Source organism: Stappia sp. G46H5W (assembly GCF_058448995.1).
In genome coordinates this window covers 526240-543593 of sequence record NZ_JBZFLL010000001.1, presented here as the reverse complement: position 1 = coordinate 543593, position 17354 = coordinate 526240, and the positions used below count along the sequence as shown (strand labels likewise).

Annotated in this window: 18 protein-coding genes and 2 pseudogenes; 5 read left to right on the top strand and 15 right to left on the bottom strand. The window is 65.9% G+C overall.

What is annotated here, in order from left to right:
* Positions 1–61: 61 nt before the first annotated feature.
* Positions 62–469, top strand: coding sequence for a DUF4332 domain-containing protein (locus tag ACVJ6E_RS02265; protein ID WP_120269076.1), 408 nt, complete (start codon positions 62–64; stop codon positions 467–469).
* Between the two features lie 101 nt (positions 470–570).
* Here the strand turns inward: ACVJ6E_RS02265 and ACVJ6E_RS02260 are convergent, their stop codons facing one another.
* Positions 571–1251 carry a haloacid dehalogenase type II gene (locus tag ACVJ6E_RS02260; protein WP_120269077.1) on the bottom strand — a complete coding sequence of 227 codons (681 nt, stop codon included), beginning with the start codon at positions 1249–1251 and terminating at the stop codon, positions 571–573.
* Positions 1252–1621: 370 nt separating this feature from the next.
* Here ACVJ6E_RS02260 and ACVJ6E_RS02255 point away from each other — a divergent pair, with 370 nt between their 5' ends.
* Positions 1622–2479 (top strand): branched-chain amino acid aminotransferase, encoded by an 858-nt coding sequence (locus ACVJ6E_RS02255; RefSeq protein WP_120269284.1) that lies wholly within the window; start codon positions 1622–1624, stop codon positions 2477–2479.
* 63 nt (positions 2480–2542) lie between these two features.
* On the opposite strand, the gene ACVJ6E_RS02250 is transcribed toward ACVJ6E_RS02255, so the two are convergent.
* Positions 2543–3742, bottom strand: a complete 1200-nt coding sequence (locus ACVJ6E_RS02250) for a YbfB/YjiJ family MFS transporter (RefSeq protein WP_208996698.1) — start codon at positions 3740–3742, stop codon at positions 2543–2545.
* 416 nt (positions 3743–4158) lie between these two features.
* Between ACVJ6E_RS02250 and ACVJ6E_RS02245 the strand changes: the two genes are divergently transcribed.
* Complete coding sequence (locus ACVJ6E_RS02245) at positions 4159–4758, top strand: superoxide dismutase (RefSeq protein ID WP_120269078.1); 600 nt, start codon at positions 4159–4161, stop codon at positions 4756–4758.
* A 90-nt stretch (positions 4759–4848) separates the two neighbouring features.
* On the opposite strand, the gene ACVJ6E_RS02240 is transcribed toward ACVJ6E_RS02245, so the two are convergent.
* Entirely contained in the window at positions 4849–5220 is a 372-nt protein-coding gene (locus ACVJ6E_RS02240; protein WP_147421866.1) for a hypothetical protein, read from the bottom strand.
* 168 nt (positions 5221–5388) lie between these two features.
* Positions 5389–6219, bottom strand: a complete 831-nt coding sequence (locus ACVJ6E_RS02235; protein WP_120269080.1) for an alpha/beta fold hydrolase — start codon at positions 6217–6219, stop codon at positions 5389–5391.
* 235 nt (positions 6220–6454) lie between these two features.
* On the opposite strand from ACVJ6E_RS02235, the gene ACVJ6E_RS02230 reads away from it, so the two are divergent.
* A complete protein-coding gene (locus tag ACVJ6E_RS02230) occupies positions 6455–6661 on the top strand; it encodes a YgaP family membrane protein (protein WP_245164999.1) in 207 nt (68 codons plus the stop codon).
* On the opposite strand, the gene ACVJ6E_RS02225 is transcribed toward ACVJ6E_RS02230, so the two are convergent.
* The 3 genes from ACVJ6E_RS02225 to ACVJ6E_RS02215 form a co-directional block, all read right to left on the bottom strand.
* Positions 6658–7425 (bottom strand): Stf0 family sulfotransferase, encoded by a 768-nt coding sequence (locus ACVJ6E_RS02225; RefSeq protein ID WP_120269081.1) that lies wholly within the window; start codon positions 7423–7425, stop codon positions 6658–6660. The genes ACVJ6E_RS02230 and ACVJ6E_RS02225 overlap by 4 nt on opposite strands.
* Positions 7426–7510: 85 nt before the next feature.
* Entirely contained in the window at positions 7511–8071 is a 561-nt protein-coding gene (locus ACVJ6E_RS02220; protein ID WP_208996699.1) for a DUF3833 family protein, read from the bottom strand.
* Between the two features lie 83 nt (positions 8072–8154).
* Positions 8155–10302, bottom strand: coding sequence for a S9 family peptidase (locus tag ACVJ6E_RS02215; protein ID WP_120269082.1), 2148 nt, complete (start codon positions 10300–10302; stop codon positions 8155–8157).
* A 120-nt stretch (positions 10303–10422) separates the two neighbouring features.
* Here ACVJ6E_RS02215 and clpS point away from each other — a divergent pair, with 120 nt between their 5' ends.
* Entirely contained in the window at positions 10423–10728 is a 306-nt protein-coding gene (gene clpS, locus ACVJ6E_RS02210) for an ATP-dependent Clp protease adapter ClpS (RefSeq protein ID WP_067221889.1), read from the top strand.
* A gap of 4 nt (positions 10729–10732) precedes the next feature.
* Here the strand turns inward: clpS and ACVJ6E_RS02205 are convergent, their stop codons facing one another.
* From ACVJ6E_RS02205 to ACVJ6E_RS02170, 8 genes and pseudogenes are all read right to left on the bottom strand, one after another.
* The gene (locus ACVJ6E_RS02205) at positions 10733–11461 is read right to left on the bottom strand and encodes an FkbM family methyltransferase (RefSeq protein WP_120269083.1); all 729 of its coding nucleotides are present in this window, start codon (positions 11459–11461) and stop codon (positions 10733–10735) included.
* A gap of 133 nt (positions 11462–11594) precedes the next feature.
* Positions 11595–11948, bottom strand: coding sequence for a PAAR domain-containing protein (locus tag ACVJ6E_RS02200; protein WP_120269084.1), 354 nt, complete (start codon positions 11946–11948; stop codon positions 11595–11597).
* Between the two features lie 116 nt (positions 11949–12064).
* A pseudogene (locus ACVJ6E_RS02195) lies at positions 12065–12256 on the bottom strand (IS5/IS1182 family transposase); the annotation flags it as partial.
* Positions 12245–12346, bottom strand: a pseudogene (locus ACVJ6E_RS02190) (IS5/IS1182 family transposase); the annotation flags it as partial. The pseudogenes ACVJ6E_RS02195 and ACVJ6E_RS02190, both read right to left, overlap by 12 nt.
* 131 nt (positions 12347–12477) lie before the next feature.
* Positions 12478–12879, bottom strand: coding sequence for a hypothetical protein (locus tag ACVJ6E_RS02185; RefSeq protein ID WP_120269086.1), 402 nt, complete (start codon positions 12877–12879; stop codon positions 12478–12480).
* Positions 12880–13062: 183 nt separating this feature from the next.
* A complete protein-coding gene (uvrB, locus tag ACVJ6E_RS02180; RefSeq protein WP_120269087.1) occupies positions 13063–15912 on the bottom strand; it encodes an excinuclease ABC subunit UvrB in 2850 nt (949 codons plus the stop codon).
* A gap of 118 nt (positions 15913–16030) precedes the next feature.
* Positions 16031–16807: a VOC family protein gene (locus ACVJ6E_RS02175; protein ID WP_120269088.1), complete on the bottom strand. Its 777-nt coding sequence runs from the start codon at positions 16805–16807 to the stop codon at positions 16031–16033.
* 123 nt (positions 16808–16930) lie between these two features.
* Positions 16931–17233 carry a SelT/SelW/SelH family protein gene (locus ACVJ6E_RS02170; RefSeq protein WP_120269089.1) on the bottom strand — a complete coding sequence of 101 codons (303 nt, stop codon included), beginning with the start codon at positions 17231–17233 and terminating at the stop codon, positions 16931–16933.
* Positions 17234–17354 lie beyond the last annotated feature (121 nt).

Sequence of the window (17354 nt, the reverse complement as noted above, 5' to 3'; positions counted from 1 at the left end):
GTGCCGCGACCGGTTGTCTTGAAGCCCGGCGGCTGGTGCCGGGCAAGTCTGGAGGTGCGAGATGTCCTATTCCATTGACGAGATTGAGGGTATCGGCCCGGTTTATGCGGAGAAGCTGCAGGCGGTCGGTATCAAGACCACCGATGCTTATCTGGAGCGGGCGAAGGATCCCAAGGGCCGCAAGGCGCTGGCCGAAGAGACCGGGATCGATGACAAGCGCATTCTCAAGTGGGCCAACATGGCCGACCTGATGCGCATCAGCGGTGTTGGCGAGGAATATTCCGAGCTTCTCGAGGCTGCTGGCGTCGACACGGTCAAGGAGCTCAAGCACCGGGTCCCGGCCAATCTCCATGCCAAGATGAAGGAAGTGAACGAGGCCAAGAAGCTCGTTCGTCAGCTTCCCAGCGAGTCCGGCGTGGAGAAGTGGGTGGCGCAGGCGAAGGAACTGCCGGCGATCATGACCTACTGACGGACCTCGATCCGGCAGATTTGAAACGCTCCGGTCCTTCGTGGGCCGGAGCGTTTTTCGTTTCCGCCAAGGAGCGGCTCTGCTGAGCCCGCCCAGGGCGTTCAGGCCAGGGCCAGCAGGCCCTGCAGATCGGCCAGAACGGCCACCGGCGGCAGGTCGGAATACTCGTCGGCGGCACCGGTGCGGTTGATCCACACGCCGCGGAACCCGAAGGCGGTGGCGCCTGCGATGTCCCAGCGGTTGGACGACTGGAACGACACCGCCTCGGGATAGATGCGGAAGTGGTTGGTCACCAGCTCGTAGACGTCCTGCCGGGTCTTGTAGGTCTTCAGCAGGTCGGTGGAGAACACTTCGTCGAGCAGGTCCTCGATCCCGGCGGCCCGAACGGCAGCCTCCAGCATCGCCGGCGAGCCGTTGGACAGGATCGCCAGCCGGTTGCCGTCGTCCTTGAGGCGCTTCAGAACGGTGGGGACTTCCTGGTAGCAGTCGAGCTTCCAATAGGCGTCGAGCAGCCGCTGGCGCAGGTCCGCATCGCTCTTTCCCGTCATCGCCATCGCTGTGTCCAGCGCCTGCTCGGTCAATGACCAGAAATCCAGGTAGCGACCCATCAGGGCGCGCGTCCAGGAATATTCGAGCTGCTTCTGCCGCCACAGCGTCGACAGGCTTACAGCCTCCGGGCCGAGATCGCCGGCATGGCGGCGCACCGCCGCGTGCACGTCGAACAGCGTGCCGTAGGCGTCGAAGACATAGGCGGAGACAGGGCGAGTCGCGGAATGGGACATGGGCTTGGGGCCTTGGCGGGTGGGGCACCCGGCATCGGGAGCCCTCTGGCGGCGTTGCCGCAATTTTGTTCAGCTGCCAAGCAAACAGCCAACCCGGCCCGAGGTCAAGGCTTCTTGTGCGCCGCACAAGAAGCCGGCTCAGGACGTCTCATGGGTTCGCCGGGGTGGTTCGTGAGGAAGCGAGCGAAAGGCAGCCCGCTGCGCAACATCATTCCCGAAATTTGGCGTAGCTGGATCGATTTGGACGGTGGCGCGGTGTGTGCGGAACATTTCGGTCCTTTTCCCGCGCGCGTGCGGGAGGGCCTTGACCTTCGCCGGCGAAGGGCGTTCGATCCCCACCAATCGCGCCAAGACGGATCGGGAGCAGAAGATGAGCGAATGGTCGCAAACCTGGAACTGGATCGACGGTAACTGGATCGAGGGCAATGCCCCGATCATGGGTACGCGTACCCACGCTTCATGGCTGGGCTCGTCGGTGTTCGACGGCGCGCGCGCCTTTGAAGGCGTGACGCCGGACCTCGATCTCCACTGTCAGCGCCTCAATGCTTCCGCGGTCGCCCTTGGCCTCAACCCGGTGATGAAGGCCGGCGAGATGATGGAGCTGACGCAGGACGGCCTGTCCCGTTTCGCCCCCAATACGCCGGTCTATGTGAAGCCCATGTACTGGGCGGAAGGCGACGGCATCGGCACCATCGCCGGCGATGCGGCCTCTACTCGCTTCGCGCTCTGCCTGTTCGAGGCGGCTCTCGCGCCGAAGGATGCGGCGATCTCGCTGACCCTGTCGCCGTTCCGCCGTCCGACGCTGGAGACCATGCCGGTCAATGCGAAGGCCGGCTGCCTCTACCCGAACAACGCCCGGGCCATTGTCGAGGCCAAGTCCCGCGGCTTCGACAATGCCATCGTGCTGGACATGCTTGGCAACGTCGCGGAACTGACCACGGCCAACGTGTTCATGGTCAAGGACGGTGCGGTCCATACGCCGGCCTGGAACGGTACGTTCCTCAATGGCATCACCCGCCAGCGTATCATCAAGCTGCTGCGCGACGCCGGCACCGAGGTCTACGAGCGTACGCTCGGCTATGGCGACTTCCTGGATGCTGACGAGATCTTCTCGACCGGCAACTACAACAAGGTGGTCCCGGTCAAGCGGATCGAGGATCGCGAGCTGCAGCCGGGCCCGGTCGCTCAGCGCGCCCGCGACCTCTACTGGGAATTCGCCCACGGCTGAGTGGTTCGTGTGAACCGGACGGAATGATTGGAGCGGCGGTGCGGCGAGGGCTGTGCCGCCGTTTCATTTTGCCTGGACGCGCGCCGGGCGCGGTCCCGACAGCGGGCCGACCAGCAGCGCCGCCAGCACAAGGAGGGCGGCGGCGGCCATCGACGGCCAGTAGAAACTGCCCGTGGCATCGGCGATCAGGCCCGCCAGCGTCGGGCCGACCATCTGGCCAGTGCCGAAGCAGGCAGTCATCAGCGCCATCACCTTGCGCGGGTCCCCGCCGGCAAGGCGCCGTCCCTCGATCAGTCCCAGCGACGTGATGCCCATGAACGTGCCGCCGAGCAGGACGGCGGCCAGCGCCATGCCGGCGAGGCCGGAGAATGTCACGCTGGCGGCAACGCCGATGGCCTCTGCCAGGCAGGCGAGCGAGAAGGCCCAGGCCCCTCCCAGCCAGGCCGAGACCCGGCCCCAGACCCAGACGGATCCGGCCGCGGCCAGCCCCACCGCTGCCCAGGCGGGCGCCTCGAACGGGGCCAGCGTTTCCGACTGGCGCAGGATCGAGGTCAGGAAGGTGGCGGTTACCACATAGCCGATGCCGAACAGCGCATAGGCGATGGCGAGGCGCACAAGGGCAGGCGAGATGCGGGCGCGTGCAGGCGCTGCACTTGCCGCGGGCGAGGCGGTCATGCGCGGCGCCCGCGCCACCACGAAGAGAATGGCGCCCATGCTCAGCACTGCCGACACCAGGCCGCAGGCGGCCCACAGGCCCTGCCAGCCCGCGCCTTCGCGGGCCAGCCAGCCGACTGTCGCCGCCGACAGGGCGATGCCGATGCCGACGCCGGAGAAGAAGAACTGGGCGAGTTCGCCGCGCCCGGCCGCTGCCAGCCGGTCCAGTACCAGTGTGGAGCTGAACACCAGCACGCCGGCACTGGCGATGCCGCCGAAAAACCGCACCAGCGCGAGCCAGACGAGGCCGCCGTCGACCGCCATCAAGGCGGACGTCGCCGCGCTGCCGGCCAGGCTGAGCAGGAAGCCCGTGCCGATCTTGTCCTTGCTGACCGCCATCACGGCCAATGCGCCGACCAGATAGCCGAGATAATTGGCCGAAGCGATGAGGCCCGCCTGCGAGGCAGATAGCGGGATGGCTTCGCTCATGAAGGGCAGCACCGGCGTCAGCGCGAAGCGGCCGATGCCCATGGCGGCCGCCAAGGCGCAGAAACCGCCGAACGCGAGCAACACGGGGGAGGGGGCGGTGGTGCGTGGCTTGGCAATCATGCGGGGAAGAGCCTTGCGAAGCTTGGCAGGGAGGCGGGAGGCAAACCTAGCGCGTGAGACGTCGGGCCGGGAGGGGAAATCTGTCTGAGCGGTGAGAAAGCGGTGAGCGGGCGGTAACCGTGGAGGGCCCTGCGGCAAGTGACGATGCCGGGGAGCAGCAGCGTCAGGGCTTTGGGAAAAAGGCACATATGCCCGTTGCCGATTGAAGGTCGGGTGCCTATTTTGCCTTGTGTGACAGGCAGCCGACGCGATTTGCGGAAGGTTGCCCGCAACCCGGACCGACCGTCATCCGGCTGTCGGACCGAATGTCTTACAACCCACGCAGGCCGCCGCGGCAACGGCGCCCCGGCTTCCGCCTGCGAGTGTCGGCCGTCTGGCCGGCATCGTTCTTTCGCCCCCGCCCTGAGGAGGTTTCCATGGCTTTTGAACTCCCGGACCTGCCCTATGCCTACGACGCGCTTGGCCCCTATATGTCGGCCGAGACGCTCGAGTATCACCACGACAAGCACCACATGGCCTATGTGACCAACGGCAACAACCTGCTGAAGGATTCCGGCCTTGAGGGCAAGTCGCTGGAGGACGTGGTCAAGGAGAGCTTCGGCAAGAACGCCGGTCTCTTCAACAATGCGGGCCAGCACTACAACCACATCCATTTCTGGAAGTGGATGAAGCCGAATGGCGGCGGCAACAAGCTGCCGGGCGGCCTGGCTTCGCGCATCGACTCCGACCTCGGCGGCTTCGACAAGTTCCGCGCGGACTTCATTGCCGCCGGCACCACGCAGTTCGGCTCCGGCTGGGCCTGGCTGGTGCTGAAGGACGGCAAGCTGGCCGTCACGAAGACCCCGAACGGCGAGAACCCGCTGGTGCACGGCGCAGTGCCGCTGCTGGGCGTCGATGTGTGGGAGCACTCCTACTATATCGACTACCGCAACGCGCGCCCGAAGTACCTCGAGGCCTTCGTCGACAATCTGGTCAACTGGGACTATGTCGACGAGCTGTTCCAGGCCGCATCGTAAGGCTTTACGCTCCGGCTCAAACGAAGAAGGCGGGTCCTCGCGGACCCGCCTTTTTTGTATCCCGGCCGGAACTCGCGGCTGTCGGCTGGTTCAGCGCCGGCTGCACTGGGCAGTGAAGACCAGCGTGAGATACCCGGAAATGTGGTTCAGGAACGCCCGGCACTCGGCCTCCGTCTGGAAGCAGCCTTCGCGCGAGAACTGGATGGTCCTCAGGTCGACGCTCTTGCGGCCGCCGACGATGCCGCGCCACGGTCCGGCGGACGGATTGCGGCAGTCGGCGCGCGACCCATAGGTGCTCGGCACATAGTCTTCGTCATAGGTGGGGGCAAAGAGCAGGTCGCCGATGAAGCCGGCCTGTGCGGGCACAGTCTGGGACAGCGCGAGCGTCGCGGCCAGTGTCAGCGCGGCGGCGCGGCCGGCCATGGATCCGGTCTTGCGGAACGAGGCACTTGAAGCGGACATGAGGCTCCTCGACGGGTTGTTCTGTTGGTTTTCGGGCAGCCGGCGCGTGGCCTGGACAGGTCCCGGATTGCCCGCCATCTGGCGGAAGGACTGGGGCGGAATCATGGTAGTTCGGCCACGAACGCGAGCCTGTGAAGCCCGTTCTAGCCACTTTTCGTTTAAGGCGGGTTACGCGCCAGCGCCCAAACCAAGCCCCTGATCGGCATAGCCATCGAGCCCGGCGAGGAAGCCGGCGATCATTGCGACGGTCTGTGCTTCGGCCTCGCGGTGGGGATTGTGACCGATGCCGGGCAGCAGCACGGCGCGCCCGCGTCCCTCGGCGATGCGGCCGGGATGGGCGGGCGAGCCGAACTCATCCGCATCCCCGTGGATGGCGAGCAGCGGGCAGGCGACCTTGTCCAGCGCCTTGTCCAGCGTCCAGCCGGCGAAATCCGGCGACAGCCAGGTTTCGGTCCAGGCGTCCACCACCCAGCGCGCCTTGTCGTCGTGGTAGCGAGCAAGCCGCGCCAGTTCTTCCGGCTGTTGAAACGTAGCGCGCGCGACGCGGATGCCGTCCAGCGTGCGATCCTCAATGAAGGCCTGCGCGCCCATCGTGATGACGGCAAGGCAGGTCTCGCGATATCGGCCCGCGGTCTCCACAGCCATTCCGCCGCCGACGCTGTGACCGCAGGCGACAAACGGCGTAAAGCCGAAAGCCTCGCGCAAGAGCGGGAGGGTGTCGCGTCCCTCCGCCTCGATGAAGTCCGCAGGCAGCGCTCCGGGGAAGGCGTCCGAGCGTCCGAAGCCGAGCCGGTCATAGGCGATCACGGGACGACCTGTCGCCCCGGCAAGCGCTTGCGGAAAGCTGCGCCACAGATCGACGGCGCCGAGGGAGTCGTGAAACAGCACGATCGGCGGCGGCGCATCGTGGAGAGAGGCCTTTTGCCACCACATCCGGGCGAAGATCGCGCCGCGGCCGGTCTCGATCCGCAGGTCGTGGGCAAGAGTTGGATCTGTCATGGCAGGCATCGCGGTGGGGAGGGGGAACGGAGCGTGCCCCGCACATAGCCGAGGTGTGCGGACCTGTCCACGCCTTGCCTCTGGGTTCCTGCTCCAGGACCGCCAACCTGTCGCAGGCCGGCACCTTGCCGGATGCAGATGCGATCCATTATATTCGAATAATAGAAATTAAAAGGGTTTGACTGTGGGGGGGCGTCGACGCCTTCCGGTCCGAGCACGAGAAAAGGGGTCGCTTATGTCGATGATCACCACCAATGTCGGCAGTGCCGACCGGATCGCCCGCATCGTCGTCGGCGTGGCGCTGATTGCCTTCGCCCTGTTCGGTCCGGCGGAGATCACCTGGAAGTGGATCGGCTGGATCGGCGTCGTGCCGCTGCTGACCGCATTTCTGAAATGGTGCCCGGCCTATACGCTGTTCGGCGTCAACACCTGCGGCCGCTAGGGCTGTCGGGCCTCAAGGTCTGCCCGCAGCCGCACCACCCAGTCCCGGCTCGTCGCATCGGCCAGCCGGGCGACGTCCGGCACGGCAGTGTTTGCCGGAGACGGGTCGAGGCCGAGGGCATCGAGCACAAGGCGCAGCGTTGCCGGCGGGTCGGCCGAAAGGGCCTCATAGGTAAGTCGCAGCGGCGCGATGCCCTGGTCCGCGAACCAGTTTTCCCAGTCGCGATCCGCCGTTGCCATTGTGTCGTGAGTGCTGCGCAGCAGCTCCGTGTCGTAGACCGGTTCGCGCGGCGGCGACAGGCGTTCCAGCTCCGTGCCGTCCGAGGCCCTGTGCCATAGGCCGCTCTGCTGCGCCTTCACGTAGGACACCGCCTGCGCCGCCTTGTCCAGACGGGTCAGGTGAATGAACAGCGTACGGCCGAAGGCCGCTTCGAGGCGCGCATGGTCGCTCGGGCGGCTAGGGTGCAGGATCGCGAGCTTGTCGCGGAAGAAGGTGAAGCTGTGCCGCTGCAGACGGACCCCGAAGACGTCGGTCCCGCCGCGCCCCTCGTCGAGGGCGGCGGCGAATATCTCGGCGAGAACCTCGTGTTCGTCGCGGTCCGTATCGACGGAAAGCTCGAAGCGCTCGAGCCAATCGTCCAGCGATGGCTCATGGAACAGCGAACTCGGCCGACCGGCGATGCCTGTCGCGGCCAGAAGCCGGCACAGCAGCGTGCTGCCGCTGCGCGGCGAGGTGCAGATCACGTAGGACTGGAAAGGCGTCATCTGGCGAAAGGCAGGTCGAATGCGGGAGGAGAACCTTTGCCGCCTTTCGTGACCGCAGTGTGACGTGCCGTGCTCGCACCCCCGTCTATCTGCGGAAAGTGAGATCGACGGTGCCGACGGTGATGCCGTATTTGCGCACATCGGCGGTGTTGCGCACGGTGCGCGCGTCGACCCGTGTAAGCGTGTCGAAGAAGCGCACGGCCACCGGCCCATCTCCGGTGACCAGTTCCGCGGCGTAGTCGAAGCGGATGCTTGCTCCGCCAGCGGTGATCGTCACCGGGTTCAACACGTCGGATCGCGTGCCGATATAGCGGTTTTCCGCCACCTTCTGGAAGAACCAGACCTTGGTATCGAGCTCGCCATCGGCGAAGCGGAAGTCCTCGCGCAGGCGCAAGGTAAAGGTCTTCGGGTTCCAACTGCCGTGGGTCACCACGGTAAAGGGGCGGCGGATACCGGCGATCCGGCTCTCGAACACGCCTTCCCCGACCGTGCGGCCTCGGAAATACTCTTCGAGAACCAGCGGTTTGTCGGCTGCTCGCGCAGAACCGGCAGCCAGCATCGGCAGCAGAAGCACTAAGGCAAGAACCGCCGCGACGGCGGAAATGTTGGCGCGAGCCGCCTCGCGGCAGAAGATCAGCGCGGGCATGGAAACCTCCGTAGTCGGCTGCGGGGCGGCAACCTGCCGCCCTTGATGCCGTTTACGGTGTCATGCCCGCGCCGGATCGCTGTTTAGCCTGTCGCGCCCGCCACCTTCAGCGCGAAGGCATAGACGAGGGCCACTTCCTTGAGCCGGTCGAACCGGCCCGAGGCGCCGCCGTGACCGGCTTCCATGTTGGTCTTGAGGAAGAGCGCCGCCTCGTTGCTGCGCCGCTCACGCAGACGTGCGACCCACTTGGCCGGCTCCCAATAGGTGACGCGCGGGTCGGTCAGCCCGCCGACCGCCAGGATCGGCGGGTAGGCCTGCGCCGCGACATTGTCGTAAGGCGAGTAGGCGGCAATCGTCCGGTAATCGTCCAGCGAGGCGATCGGATTGCCCCATTCCGGCCATTCGGGCGGCGTCAGCGGCAGCGTGTCGTCGAGCATGGTGTTGAGCACGTCGACGAAGGGCACCTCGGCGATGATGCCACCGAAGGCCTCCGGCGCCATGTTGACCACCGCGCCCATCAGCATGCCGCCGGCCGAACCGCCCTGCGCGACGATCCGGTCGGGCGAGGTGAACCCCTCGTCGGCCAGATGGCGGGCGGCGGCGATGAAGTCGGTGAACGTGTTCATCTTGGCCTGCCGGCGGCCGTCCCGGTACCAGCGGAAGCCCTTGTCCTTGCCGCCGCGGACATGCGCGATGGCATAGACGAAGCCGCGATCGACGAGCGACAGGCAGTTGGTGTTGAAGCTCGCCGGGATGGTGATGCCGTAGGAGCCGTAGCCGTAGAGCAGGCAGGGCGCGCTGCCGTCCAGCGGCGTGTCCTTGCGGTAGAGCAGCGACACCGGCACCGTCTCGCCGTCGCCGGCCGGCACCTGCAGGCGCCGCGTCACATAGGCATCCGGGTCATGGCCGGACGGCACTTCCTGCGTCTTGCGCAGCGTGCGCTCGCGCGTCTCCATGTCGTAGTCGAACACCTGTGCCGGCGTCGTCATCGACGAGTAGGAAAAGCGGATGCGGTTGGTGTTGAACTCGTAGCCGTCGGTGAGGCCGAGCGAATAGGCCTCCTCGTCGAAGGCGATGGCATGCTCCAGACCGTCGGCGACGCGGCGCACGACGATGCGCGGCAGCCCGTCTTCCCGCTCCAGCCGCACCATGTGCTTGGCGTAGCAGGTGAAGGAGAGGATCAGCCGGCCCTCGCGATGCGGCACCACATCCTGCCAGGCTTCCGGGCCGGCGCCCGCGCGCAAGGCGGCGAGCGGCAGGCTCATGATGCGGAAGTCCTCGGCACCGCCGTGATTGGTCAGCAGCAGTAGCGTGTCGCCGCCGTCGTCCTCCACCGAATACTCGGTGCCGGTTGCGCGCGGGGCGACCGTGAGGGGGGCTTCCAGCGGTGCATCGGCCGGGATCAGCCGCACCTCGGACGTCTCGTGGTCGTGAATGTCGATGGTCAGGAAGCGGCCGGACTGGGTCTTGCCGATGCCCATGAAGAAGCCCGGATCGGCCTCCTCGTAGACCAGCACGTCGCCGGCCGGATCCGTCCCGACCTCGTGGCGGAACAGCCTGGAGGGCCGGTGATTGTCGTCGAGGCGCACATAGAAGAGATAACGGCCGCAAGCGGACCAGACGCCGCCCCCGCCCGTGTCCTCGATCCGCTGGTCGAGATCGCGCCCGCTGGCGAGGTCCCGTACGAGCAGGGTGTAGAACTCCGAGCCCTTGTCGTCGAAGGCCCAGGCAAGGCGCGAATGATCGGGCGAGTGCGACGCGCCGCCGAGGCGGAAATAGGCCTTGCCGCTCGCTTCCTTGTCGCCGTCGATCAGGATTTCCTCGGCCTCGCCGCCGCGCTCGGCCGTCTCGCGCGCCATCCGGACCAGGCGCGGATGCTGTCCGCCGGCCACATAGGCAAAGCCGTAGGCATAGGGCCCATCGGCCATCGGCACGCTGCTGTCGTCTTCCTTGATCCGTCCCTTCATCTCGGAGAACAGCGTCTCCTGCAGGCCCTTCGTGTCGGCCATGCCGGCTTCCAGGTGGGCGTTCTCCGCTTCCAGATAGGCGCGGATGGCGGGGTCGAGCGTGTCGGGTGCCCGCATCACCTCCTGCCAGTTCTCCGCCCGGAGCCAGTGGTAGGGATCCTCCCGGACGATGCCGTGGGCCGTCAGGGTGAGGGGGCGCTGTTCCGCTCGCGGCGCCGGCGCAGCCGCAGCATCGGAAAGGGGGCTATTGGGTGTCTTCAACATGGAGCGGAGGTAGGCGCTTTCATGGGTCTTGGCAAGGTGGCAGCGTGCTGCGAAACGGGGGCGCGCGTCATTCCGAGTGACCGGTGCACAAGCGTGCCCATGTGTGATAAAAGCGCGCCCATGAGCGACAGGTCCACAACGCTGCAGCCGTCCGCGAAGACGCGGACGGAGCGCCCACGCCTTTACAAGGTGCTGCTTCTCAACGACGACTTCACGCCGCGCGAATTCGTTGTGGCGGTGCTCGCCTCCGAATTCCGGATGAGCGAGGACGAGGCGGTGCGGGTGATGATCACCGCCCATCAGCAGGGCGTGTGCGTCGTTGCCGTCTTCCCGCGCGATGTCGCCGAGACCAAGGCGACCCGTGCGACCGAGGCCGGGCGTGCCAACGGCTTTCCGCTGCGCTTCGAGACCGAGCCGGAGACCTGACCCGTCAGTTGGAGCGCAGGTAGAGCCGGTCGCTGGACAGGTCGAGCACCATCCGGTAGCCCAGTTCCTCCAGCCGGCGATGAGTCTCGCGGCCGTCCGGCGCACCGGCGAAATAGCCCTTGCTGAATTCCATGTAGATCAGCGTCGGCCGCGCGGAGCCAAGGCTCGACAGCACGGCGGCTTCCGCACCTTCGATATCCATGTGCAGCAGGTCGATGGCGGCGATGCCGAGCCCGGCGCACAGCGTGTCGAAGCGACGTCCCTCCACCTGCGTCGCCGCCTGCTGCGCCACATGCGAAAAGCGGCTGCGATAGGTGTCGGTATGGGCGTAGATCGAACCCTGGCCGAACACTTCACCGTCGATGGTCGCCGGGTGCCATTCGACCGGCCCGTCCGTGGCACAGGCAGCATAATTCAGCACTTCCACCCGTTCGCCGGCGAGATTGCCGCTGACCAGTGCGAAACGCTGCGGGTCGGCCTCCACCGTCACCACCCGGCAATCGGGAAAGGCGCGGGAAAAGCGGAAGGCATCGCCGCCGTCGAAAGATCCGAGATCGATGATCGCCTTCGGCGAGATGCCGAGTTCGCCGAACCAGGCCGGATTGAACCGCGAGTGGTAGAGTGTACGGGCGCCGCCGGCAGCCATCACCTCGTCATGCCCGTCTATCAGCGGCGGAGACATCAGTCCGGCACGGCGGGCGCGGAAGCGATTGGCAAGTTTGCGAAGGCTCACGCAGCGGACTCCTGACAAGGGGTTCCTGCGTTCTATAGCGCATGTGGCCGGGCGGCGACATGATGAATCGGCCCGCGCCAGTACCGCATGCGTCGGATTCTGAAAGGATTTTCGGCTCCCGCACGCCGCCTGGTCATTGCGGCGGGCAGACGACGTCCCCTGCGCGCACTGCCCCCACGCCGTCGATGGTCACGTCTGACGAGCCCACGACAACGCATCCTTCTGCCGGTGCGACGAACCGCACGGCCGGCTCGCCTTCCACGAAGACGCCCGGGACCGGCTCGAACAGACCCGGCGGGCACGCGGCCACGTCCGACAGGCGCAGTGCCGGGCGGCCGTTGATCATCACCGACGAGGCACCCGTTACGGCACAGGCCGGCATGTCCTGCGCCACGGCTGGCAGGGCGGGGGGTAGCAGTGCGAGAGCCAACGCGATCCGTATCGTCATGTGGCGACTTTGTGGTGCCCCCTTACGATGGTCGAACATACCGCTGTCCTCGAAAGTGCCATGTGCGCGTCGCGTGACGATCAGCCCTGTGAGGCTGCCGCGACGACGCCGCTCCCCGCGCAATCATCGATCCACGGCCTAGGGTTCAGACTCAATCATAGCCAGAATGCGACGAGTGTTGCGAGTGCGACAGCGGACAGGAAGTTCCTGGCGAGTTTGTCGTAGCGGGTTGCGACGCGGCGGAAGTCTTTCAGGCGGCAGAAGGCGTTTTTGATGAGATGGCGGCTCTTGTAACGCTTGGCGTCGTAGCGGAGCTTACGTTTGCGATTTGAGCGGCCTGAGATCACACGGCGGTCATCGACGCGCCGCGCGCCACCCTTGTTCCTCGGCAACAACGGCTCGATTACCGCCCATTGCTCATCGAAAAGCCAAAACAAGCGATCTCCAAACCTCCAATCCCGTGATTGGAAGCCTTGATTCTGATTTGCTACATCAAATCAACCAGATCAATGGGTTTTGACCCTAGTCGCTTTGATTATTTTGGTTCAATTGAATCGCGTATTGGCGACTACCTGTCGGTCGTGCGCTCGGTGACCTCGCACCTGTCCGGGTTGCGGGCGTTCTTGCGGCACTTGTCCATCGCGACCTTATCTGCGCGGGCCTGCGTGCGCTCGCCGACGCTCCAGCCGCAGCCCCTCATGCCGGTGATGGAGAAGGCACGGCCCTTCGCAAAGGCCGAATATTTCACCTGCTTGTACTTCATGCGGAAGCGCTTGAGACTGAAGGTGCAGCCGTAAAGGGCGCGCTGGGTCGGGTCGACGCCCGGAAAGTCGGGGTCGTTCCAGGATTTGGCAGAGGACGAATTCTGCGCTATGGCGCTGCCCGTCGAAATCGGCGTCATGAACGGCCCGCAGGCAACGGCAAGTGCCGCAATGACGAGCGTCGGGATGGTCGTTGATGTCCGCTTCATGGAAGTCTCTTGTGAATTCAATGATATGAATGGAAGAGAGTTTCAATGCAAACAGCCATGCAAGTAAAGCGGGAAAATGAACCGCATTCAGTCAGGCGAGACGGTCCAAGGCCCTTGCAGGCCTGAAAGTCGCCTTTGCAGGCTGAAAGGGGAGGCGCCGGGCGTTTCGGGCGCCCACACGCCCTACTGCCCTGGGCGACCGCTTTTCTTCGGGCGGCCGCGGCGCTGGCGCTCTTCCGCCGGGTCTTCGTAGGAACCGGCGCCGATCTTGCCGCGGACGACCGGCTTGACGTCGTCTTCGGGGGAACTGCCCGGCTTCTTCGGCAGCGCGCCCTTGGACAACGGCACCTCGGTGCGTCCGACGGTCATCTCGTCCAGCGTGTTCTTCCGCACTTTCGAAGCGCTCGGCATGTTGGCGCTGGCGCCGTATTTCTTCTCGCCCCGGAAACCGCCGCTGCGATCCTCCACCGCCGACTGGCGGGCCAGCGGATCGTCGGCCAGCGCCAGTTCCGTCTCCTGCAGTCGCTTGATTTCGTCGCGCAGGCGCGCAGCGGTTTCGAACTCCAGGTCTGCGGCGGCCTCGCGCATCTTCTTCTCGAGGTCCTCGATATGCGCCTTGAGATTGTGGCCGACCAGGTTGCCGCTCTCGGCGAAGCCGGCATCGACTGTGACGTGGTCCTGCTCGTAGACCGACTGCAGGATATCGCCGATGGACCGGCGCACGGTCTCCGGCGTGATGCCGTGCTCGGCGTTGTAGGCCTCCTGCTTCTCGCGGCGGCGGTTGGTCTCCGCAATTGCTCGTTCCATCGAGCCGGTCATCCGGTCGGCATAGAGCACCACCCGGCCGTCGACGTTTCGCGCCGCGCGGCCGATGGTCTGGACCAGCGAGGTCTCGGAGCGCAGGAAGCCTTCCTTGTCTGCGTCGAGAATGGCGACCAGCCCGCATTCGGGAATGTCGAGGCCCTCGCGCAGCAGGTTGATGCCGACCAGCACGTCGAAGGCGCCGAGCCGCAGGTCGCGGATGATCTCGATGCGCTCCAGCGTGTCGATGTCGGAATGCATGTAGCGCACGCGCACGCCGTTCTCGTGCAGGTATTCGGTGAGGTCCTCGGCCATGCGCTTGGTCAGCACGGTGACGAGCGTGCGATAGCCCTTGGCCGCCACCGCGCGCACCTCGCCCAGGAGGTCGTCGACCTGTGAGGAGGCGGGGCGGATGTCGATCTGCGGATCGACGAGGCCGGTCGGGCGAATGACCTGCTCGGCGAAGACGCCGCCTGATTCCTCCATCTCCCAGGAGCCGGGCGTTGCCGACACGCAGACCGTCTGCGGCCGCATCGCGTCCCATTCCTCGAAGCGCAGCGGGCGGTTGTCCATGCAGGAGGGCAGGCGGAAGCCGTATTCCGCCAGCGTCGCCTTGCGGCGGAAGTCGCCGCGATACATCGCGCCGATCTGCGGAATGGTGACGTGGCTCTCGTCGGCGAAGACCAGCGCGTTGTCGGGCAGGTATTCGAACAGGGTCGGCGGCGGCTCGCCGGGATTGCGCCCCGTCAGGTAGCGCGAATAGTTCTCGATGCCGGCGCAGGAGCCGGTCGCTTCGAGCATCTCCAGGTCGAACAGCGTGCGCTGCTCCAGCCGCTGCGCTTCCAGTAGCCGGCCGTGGGCGTTCAGCTCTTCCAGCCGATGCACCAGCTCCGATTTGATCGACTTGACCGCCTGCGCCAGCGTCGGCTTCGGCGTCACATAGTGCGAGTTGGCGTAGATCTTGACGCTTTTCATCTCCGCCGACTTCTGCCCCGTCAGCGGGTCGAACTCGGTGATCGCCTCGATCTCGTCGCCGAACATCGAGATGCGCCAGGCCCGGTCTTCATAGTGAGCCGGGAAGATCTCGACCGTGTCGCCGCGCACCCGGAACGTGCCGCGCTGGAAGGCCGCGTCGTTGCGCTTGTATTGCAGCGCAACCAGATCGGCGAGCAGCTGGCGCTGGTCCATCCGCTCGCCCACCTCGATGGCGAAGGTCATCGCCGTATAGGTCTCGACCGAGCCGATACCGTAGATGCAGGACACCGAGGCGACGATGATCACGTCGTCGCGCTCCAGCAGCGCCCGGGTGGCCGAGTGGCGCATCCGGTCGATCTGCTCGTTCACCGAGCTTTCCTTCTCGATATAGGTGTCGGTGCGCGGGACGTAGGCTTCCGGCTGGTAATAGTCGTAGTAGGAAACGAAATACTCGACCGCGTTGTCCGGGAAGAACGACTTGAACTCGCCGTAGAGCTGGGCGGCCAGCGTCTTGTTCGGCGCAAGGATCAGCGCCGGGCGCTGGGTGCGGGAGATCACCTGAGCCATCGTGTAGGTCTTGCCCGAGCCGGTGACGCCGAGCAGCACCTGCGTCTTGTCCTGGTTCTCCAGGCCTTCGACCAGATCGGCGATGGCGGTGGGCTGGTCGCCGCGCGGCTCGTATTCGGAGACGAGCTTGATCGGGATGCCGCCCTCGGACTTGGCCGGCCGCTCAGGGCGGTGCGGCACCCAGGCGACACCGTTCTTGTGCAGCGGGTTGCCGGAGGTGATCAGGTCGGTGAGCGCCTGCACGGTGGCGGTGTGCCCGGTGGTGCCGTCCGACATTTCCGGCGCCGGCTTCTTGCCTTTGCGCGCCTTCTTCGTCTCCGCCACCTGCTTGGCCAGCAGGGCCTCGGCCTCTTCCAGGCTCATGTCCAGCCCGGCGACGGGATTGAGCCCGCCGGCCGCGCGCTCGCGCGGATTGCTGGTCGCGCCCATGGAGGTGCCGCGCGCCGAGCGCGCCGGCTTGGCCTGCTTCGCGGCGGGGCGCTCCTTGCCCTTCTCCGCCGGTGCCGGAGCGTCTTCGGTAAGCTGCCGCGCCCAATCGGAAACCGGACCGGTCAGCGGCGCCCCCTCGAAGGCGGCCTGCGGCGCTTCGCCGAAGCCTTGCGGCGCGGCATCGTCGCGCGCGTCTTCGGCGCGGGCCTTGCCGGAGGAAGACGCGGAAGAGGGAGAGGAGGAAGTGGGTCGCTTGGCCATGGCGGCAATATGGTCCCAAAGCCGCGTTTGGGAAACCCCGTGTTCCGGCTTTGTCCGCCGGAAACCCGCACCATGCTGACACAACGGTGTCAGGAGGGCGGGTCGGCTGGGGGTGATCTCAGCGCTTGGGCGCGGTCAACGAGACCATGGCGCCTTGCGGGTCGAGGCAATTGATGATCCAGGAGCCGCCGGGCACCTCTATCGGGCCGTTGACCACCTGGCCGCCAGCGGCCTTGACCCTCTTGGCGGCCGCGTCGATCGCCTCGACGTTGATATAGTAGTTCCAGAAGGGCATCGGCATGTGGGGCATCTTGGTCATGATGCCGCCGGTGCTGCGGCCGTCGACAGCGAAGCACTGGTAGGTGCCCATGGCGCCCATGTCGACCGCCATGTCCTTCTCCCAGCCGAACATTTTTGAGTAGAAGGCGAAGGCCGAGTCGCCGTCGCCGGCATAGAGTTCGCTCCAACTGAATGTGCCTGGCGAGCCGGCGGGGGGCGCTGGCGGCATCGAGCCGTCCATTGGGTTGGGCTTGAACAGGCAGACTACCGCGCCCTGCGGATCCGCCAGGACGGCAAAGCGGCCGATATTGGGGATGTCCTGGGGCTCGACGATGACCGATCCGCCTTCGTCGGTGAAGGCGCGCGCCTTGGCGTCGATATCCTCGACCGCGATATAGCCCGACCAGTTCGGCGGCACCTTGCGGTCGAGCATTTCCTGGGTGAGCTGTATCATGCCCGCCACGCCCATGTTGAAGCCGGGGACCTTGAACAGGATGTAGTCGAACCCGGCGGCGCCGGTGACCTCGGCTTCCCAGCCCGCTACCGCGCCGTAGAAGGCCTTGGCGGCTTCGATGTCGGTGGTCAGCAGCTCGTACCAGACGAAATTGCCGTGCATCGTCCTGTCCTCCGTCGTTCGAGTCGGGCTTGTTGTGCTCCCTAATTAGGTTGATATCAACATTGATGTGTCACGACAAGGCCTGCCCTGACGGCCGGTTTGCATGTCACGGTTCACTCCTGTTCATTGTCCCTCTCGCTTGTGTCCGTCGTTATGGCCGAGGTTCATGTCCGGCCAGACGAGATCGCGCACGCGCGCCTTCAGGACCTTCGCTTCCGGAAAGCCGCCATCGGCCTTGCGGTCCCAGACGGTCGCCCCGTTGCAGGTGATGGTGAAGGTGCCGCCGGTACCGGGCACCAGGGTGACGGAGCCGATCTCCTCGGAGAAGGTCGAGAGCAGTTCCTGCGCCATCCATGCGGCACGCAGCATCCAGTTGCACTGGCGGCAATAGGTGATGGTCAGGGCGGGCTTTGGCGTGTCGGTCATCGGTTTCGGCTTGAAGTCAGGGATGGGGGAGGGACGGCGGCATATGCTCCGCCGGCTCGTGCGGCGGTCCCTGCGGCCGCGGCTCTGGCTGGGGCAATTATCGCTCCGGACGAAGCGCGAG

Bases quoted from the DNA above. Each gene is read 5' to 3' on its own strand.
- ACVJ6E_RS02265 (WP_120269076.1), top strand. From the start codon at position 62: ATGTCCTATTCCATTGACGAGATTGAGGGTATCGGCCCGGTTTATGCG.
- ACVJ6E_RS02260 (WP_120269077.1), bottom strand. From the start codon at position 1,251: ATGTCCCATTCCGCGACTCGCCCTGTCTCCGCCTATGTCTTCGACGCC.
- ACVJ6E_RS02255 (WP_120269284.1), top strand. From the start codon at position 1,622: ATGAGCGAATGGTCGCAAACCTGGAACTGGATCGACGGTAACTGGATC.
- ACVJ6E_RS02250 (WP_208996698.1), bottom strand. From the start codon at position 3,742: ATGATTGCCAAGCCACGCACCACCGCCCCCTCCCCCGTGTTGCTCGCG.
- ACVJ6E_RS02245 (WP_120269078.1), top strand. From the start codon at position 4,159: ATGGCTTTTGAACTCCCGGACCTGCCCTATGCCTACGACGCGCTTGGC.
- ACVJ6E_RS02240 (WP_147421866.1), bottom strand. From the start codon at position 5,220: ATGTCCGCTTCAAGTGCCTCGTTCCGCAAGACCGGATCCATGGCCGGC.
- ACVJ6E_RS02235 (WP_120269080.1), bottom strand. From the start codon at position 6,219: ATGACAGATCCAACTCTTGCCCACGACCTGCGGATCGAGACCGGCCGC.
- ACVJ6E_RS02230 (WP_245164999.1), top strand. From the start codon at position 6,455: ATGTCGATGATCACCACCAATGTCGGCAGTGCCGACCGGATCGCCCGC.
- ACVJ6E_RS02225 (WP_120269081.1), bottom strand. From the start codon at position 7,425: ATGACGCCTTTCCAGTCCTACGTGATCTGCACCTCGCCGCGCAGCGGC.
- ACVJ6E_RS02220 (WP_208996699.1), bottom strand. From the start codon at position 8,071: ATGCCCGCGCTGATCTTCTGCCGCGAGGCGGCTCGCGCCAACATTTCC.
- ACVJ6E_RS02215 (WP_120269082.1), bottom strand. From the start codon at position 10,302: ATGTTGAAGACACCCAATAGCCCCCTTTCCGATGCTGCGGCTGCGCCG.
- clpS (WP_067221889.1), top strand. From the start codon at position 10,423: ATGAGCGACAGGTCCACAACGCTGCAGCCGTCCGCGAAGACGCGGACG.
- ACVJ6E_RS02200 (WP_120269084.1), bottom strand. From the start codon at position 11,948: ATGTTCGACCATCGTAAGGGGGCACCACAAAGTCGCCACATGACGATA.
- ACVJ6E_RS02185 (WP_120269086.1), bottom strand. From the start codon at position 12,879: ATGAAGCGGACATCAACGACCATCCCGACGCTCGTCATTGCGGCACTT.
- uvrB (WP_120269087.1), bottom strand. From the start codon at position 15,912: ATGGCCAAGCGACCCACTTCCTCCTCTCCCTCTTCCGCGTCTTCCTCC.
- ACVJ6E_RS02175 (WP_120269088.1), bottom strand. From the start codon at position 16,807: ATGCACGGCAATTTCGTCTGGTACGAGCTGCTGACCACCGACATCGAA.
- ACVJ6E_RS02170 (WP_120269089.1), bottom strand. From the start codon at position 17,233: ATGACCGACACGCCAAAGCCCGCCCTGACCATCACCTATTGCCGCCAG.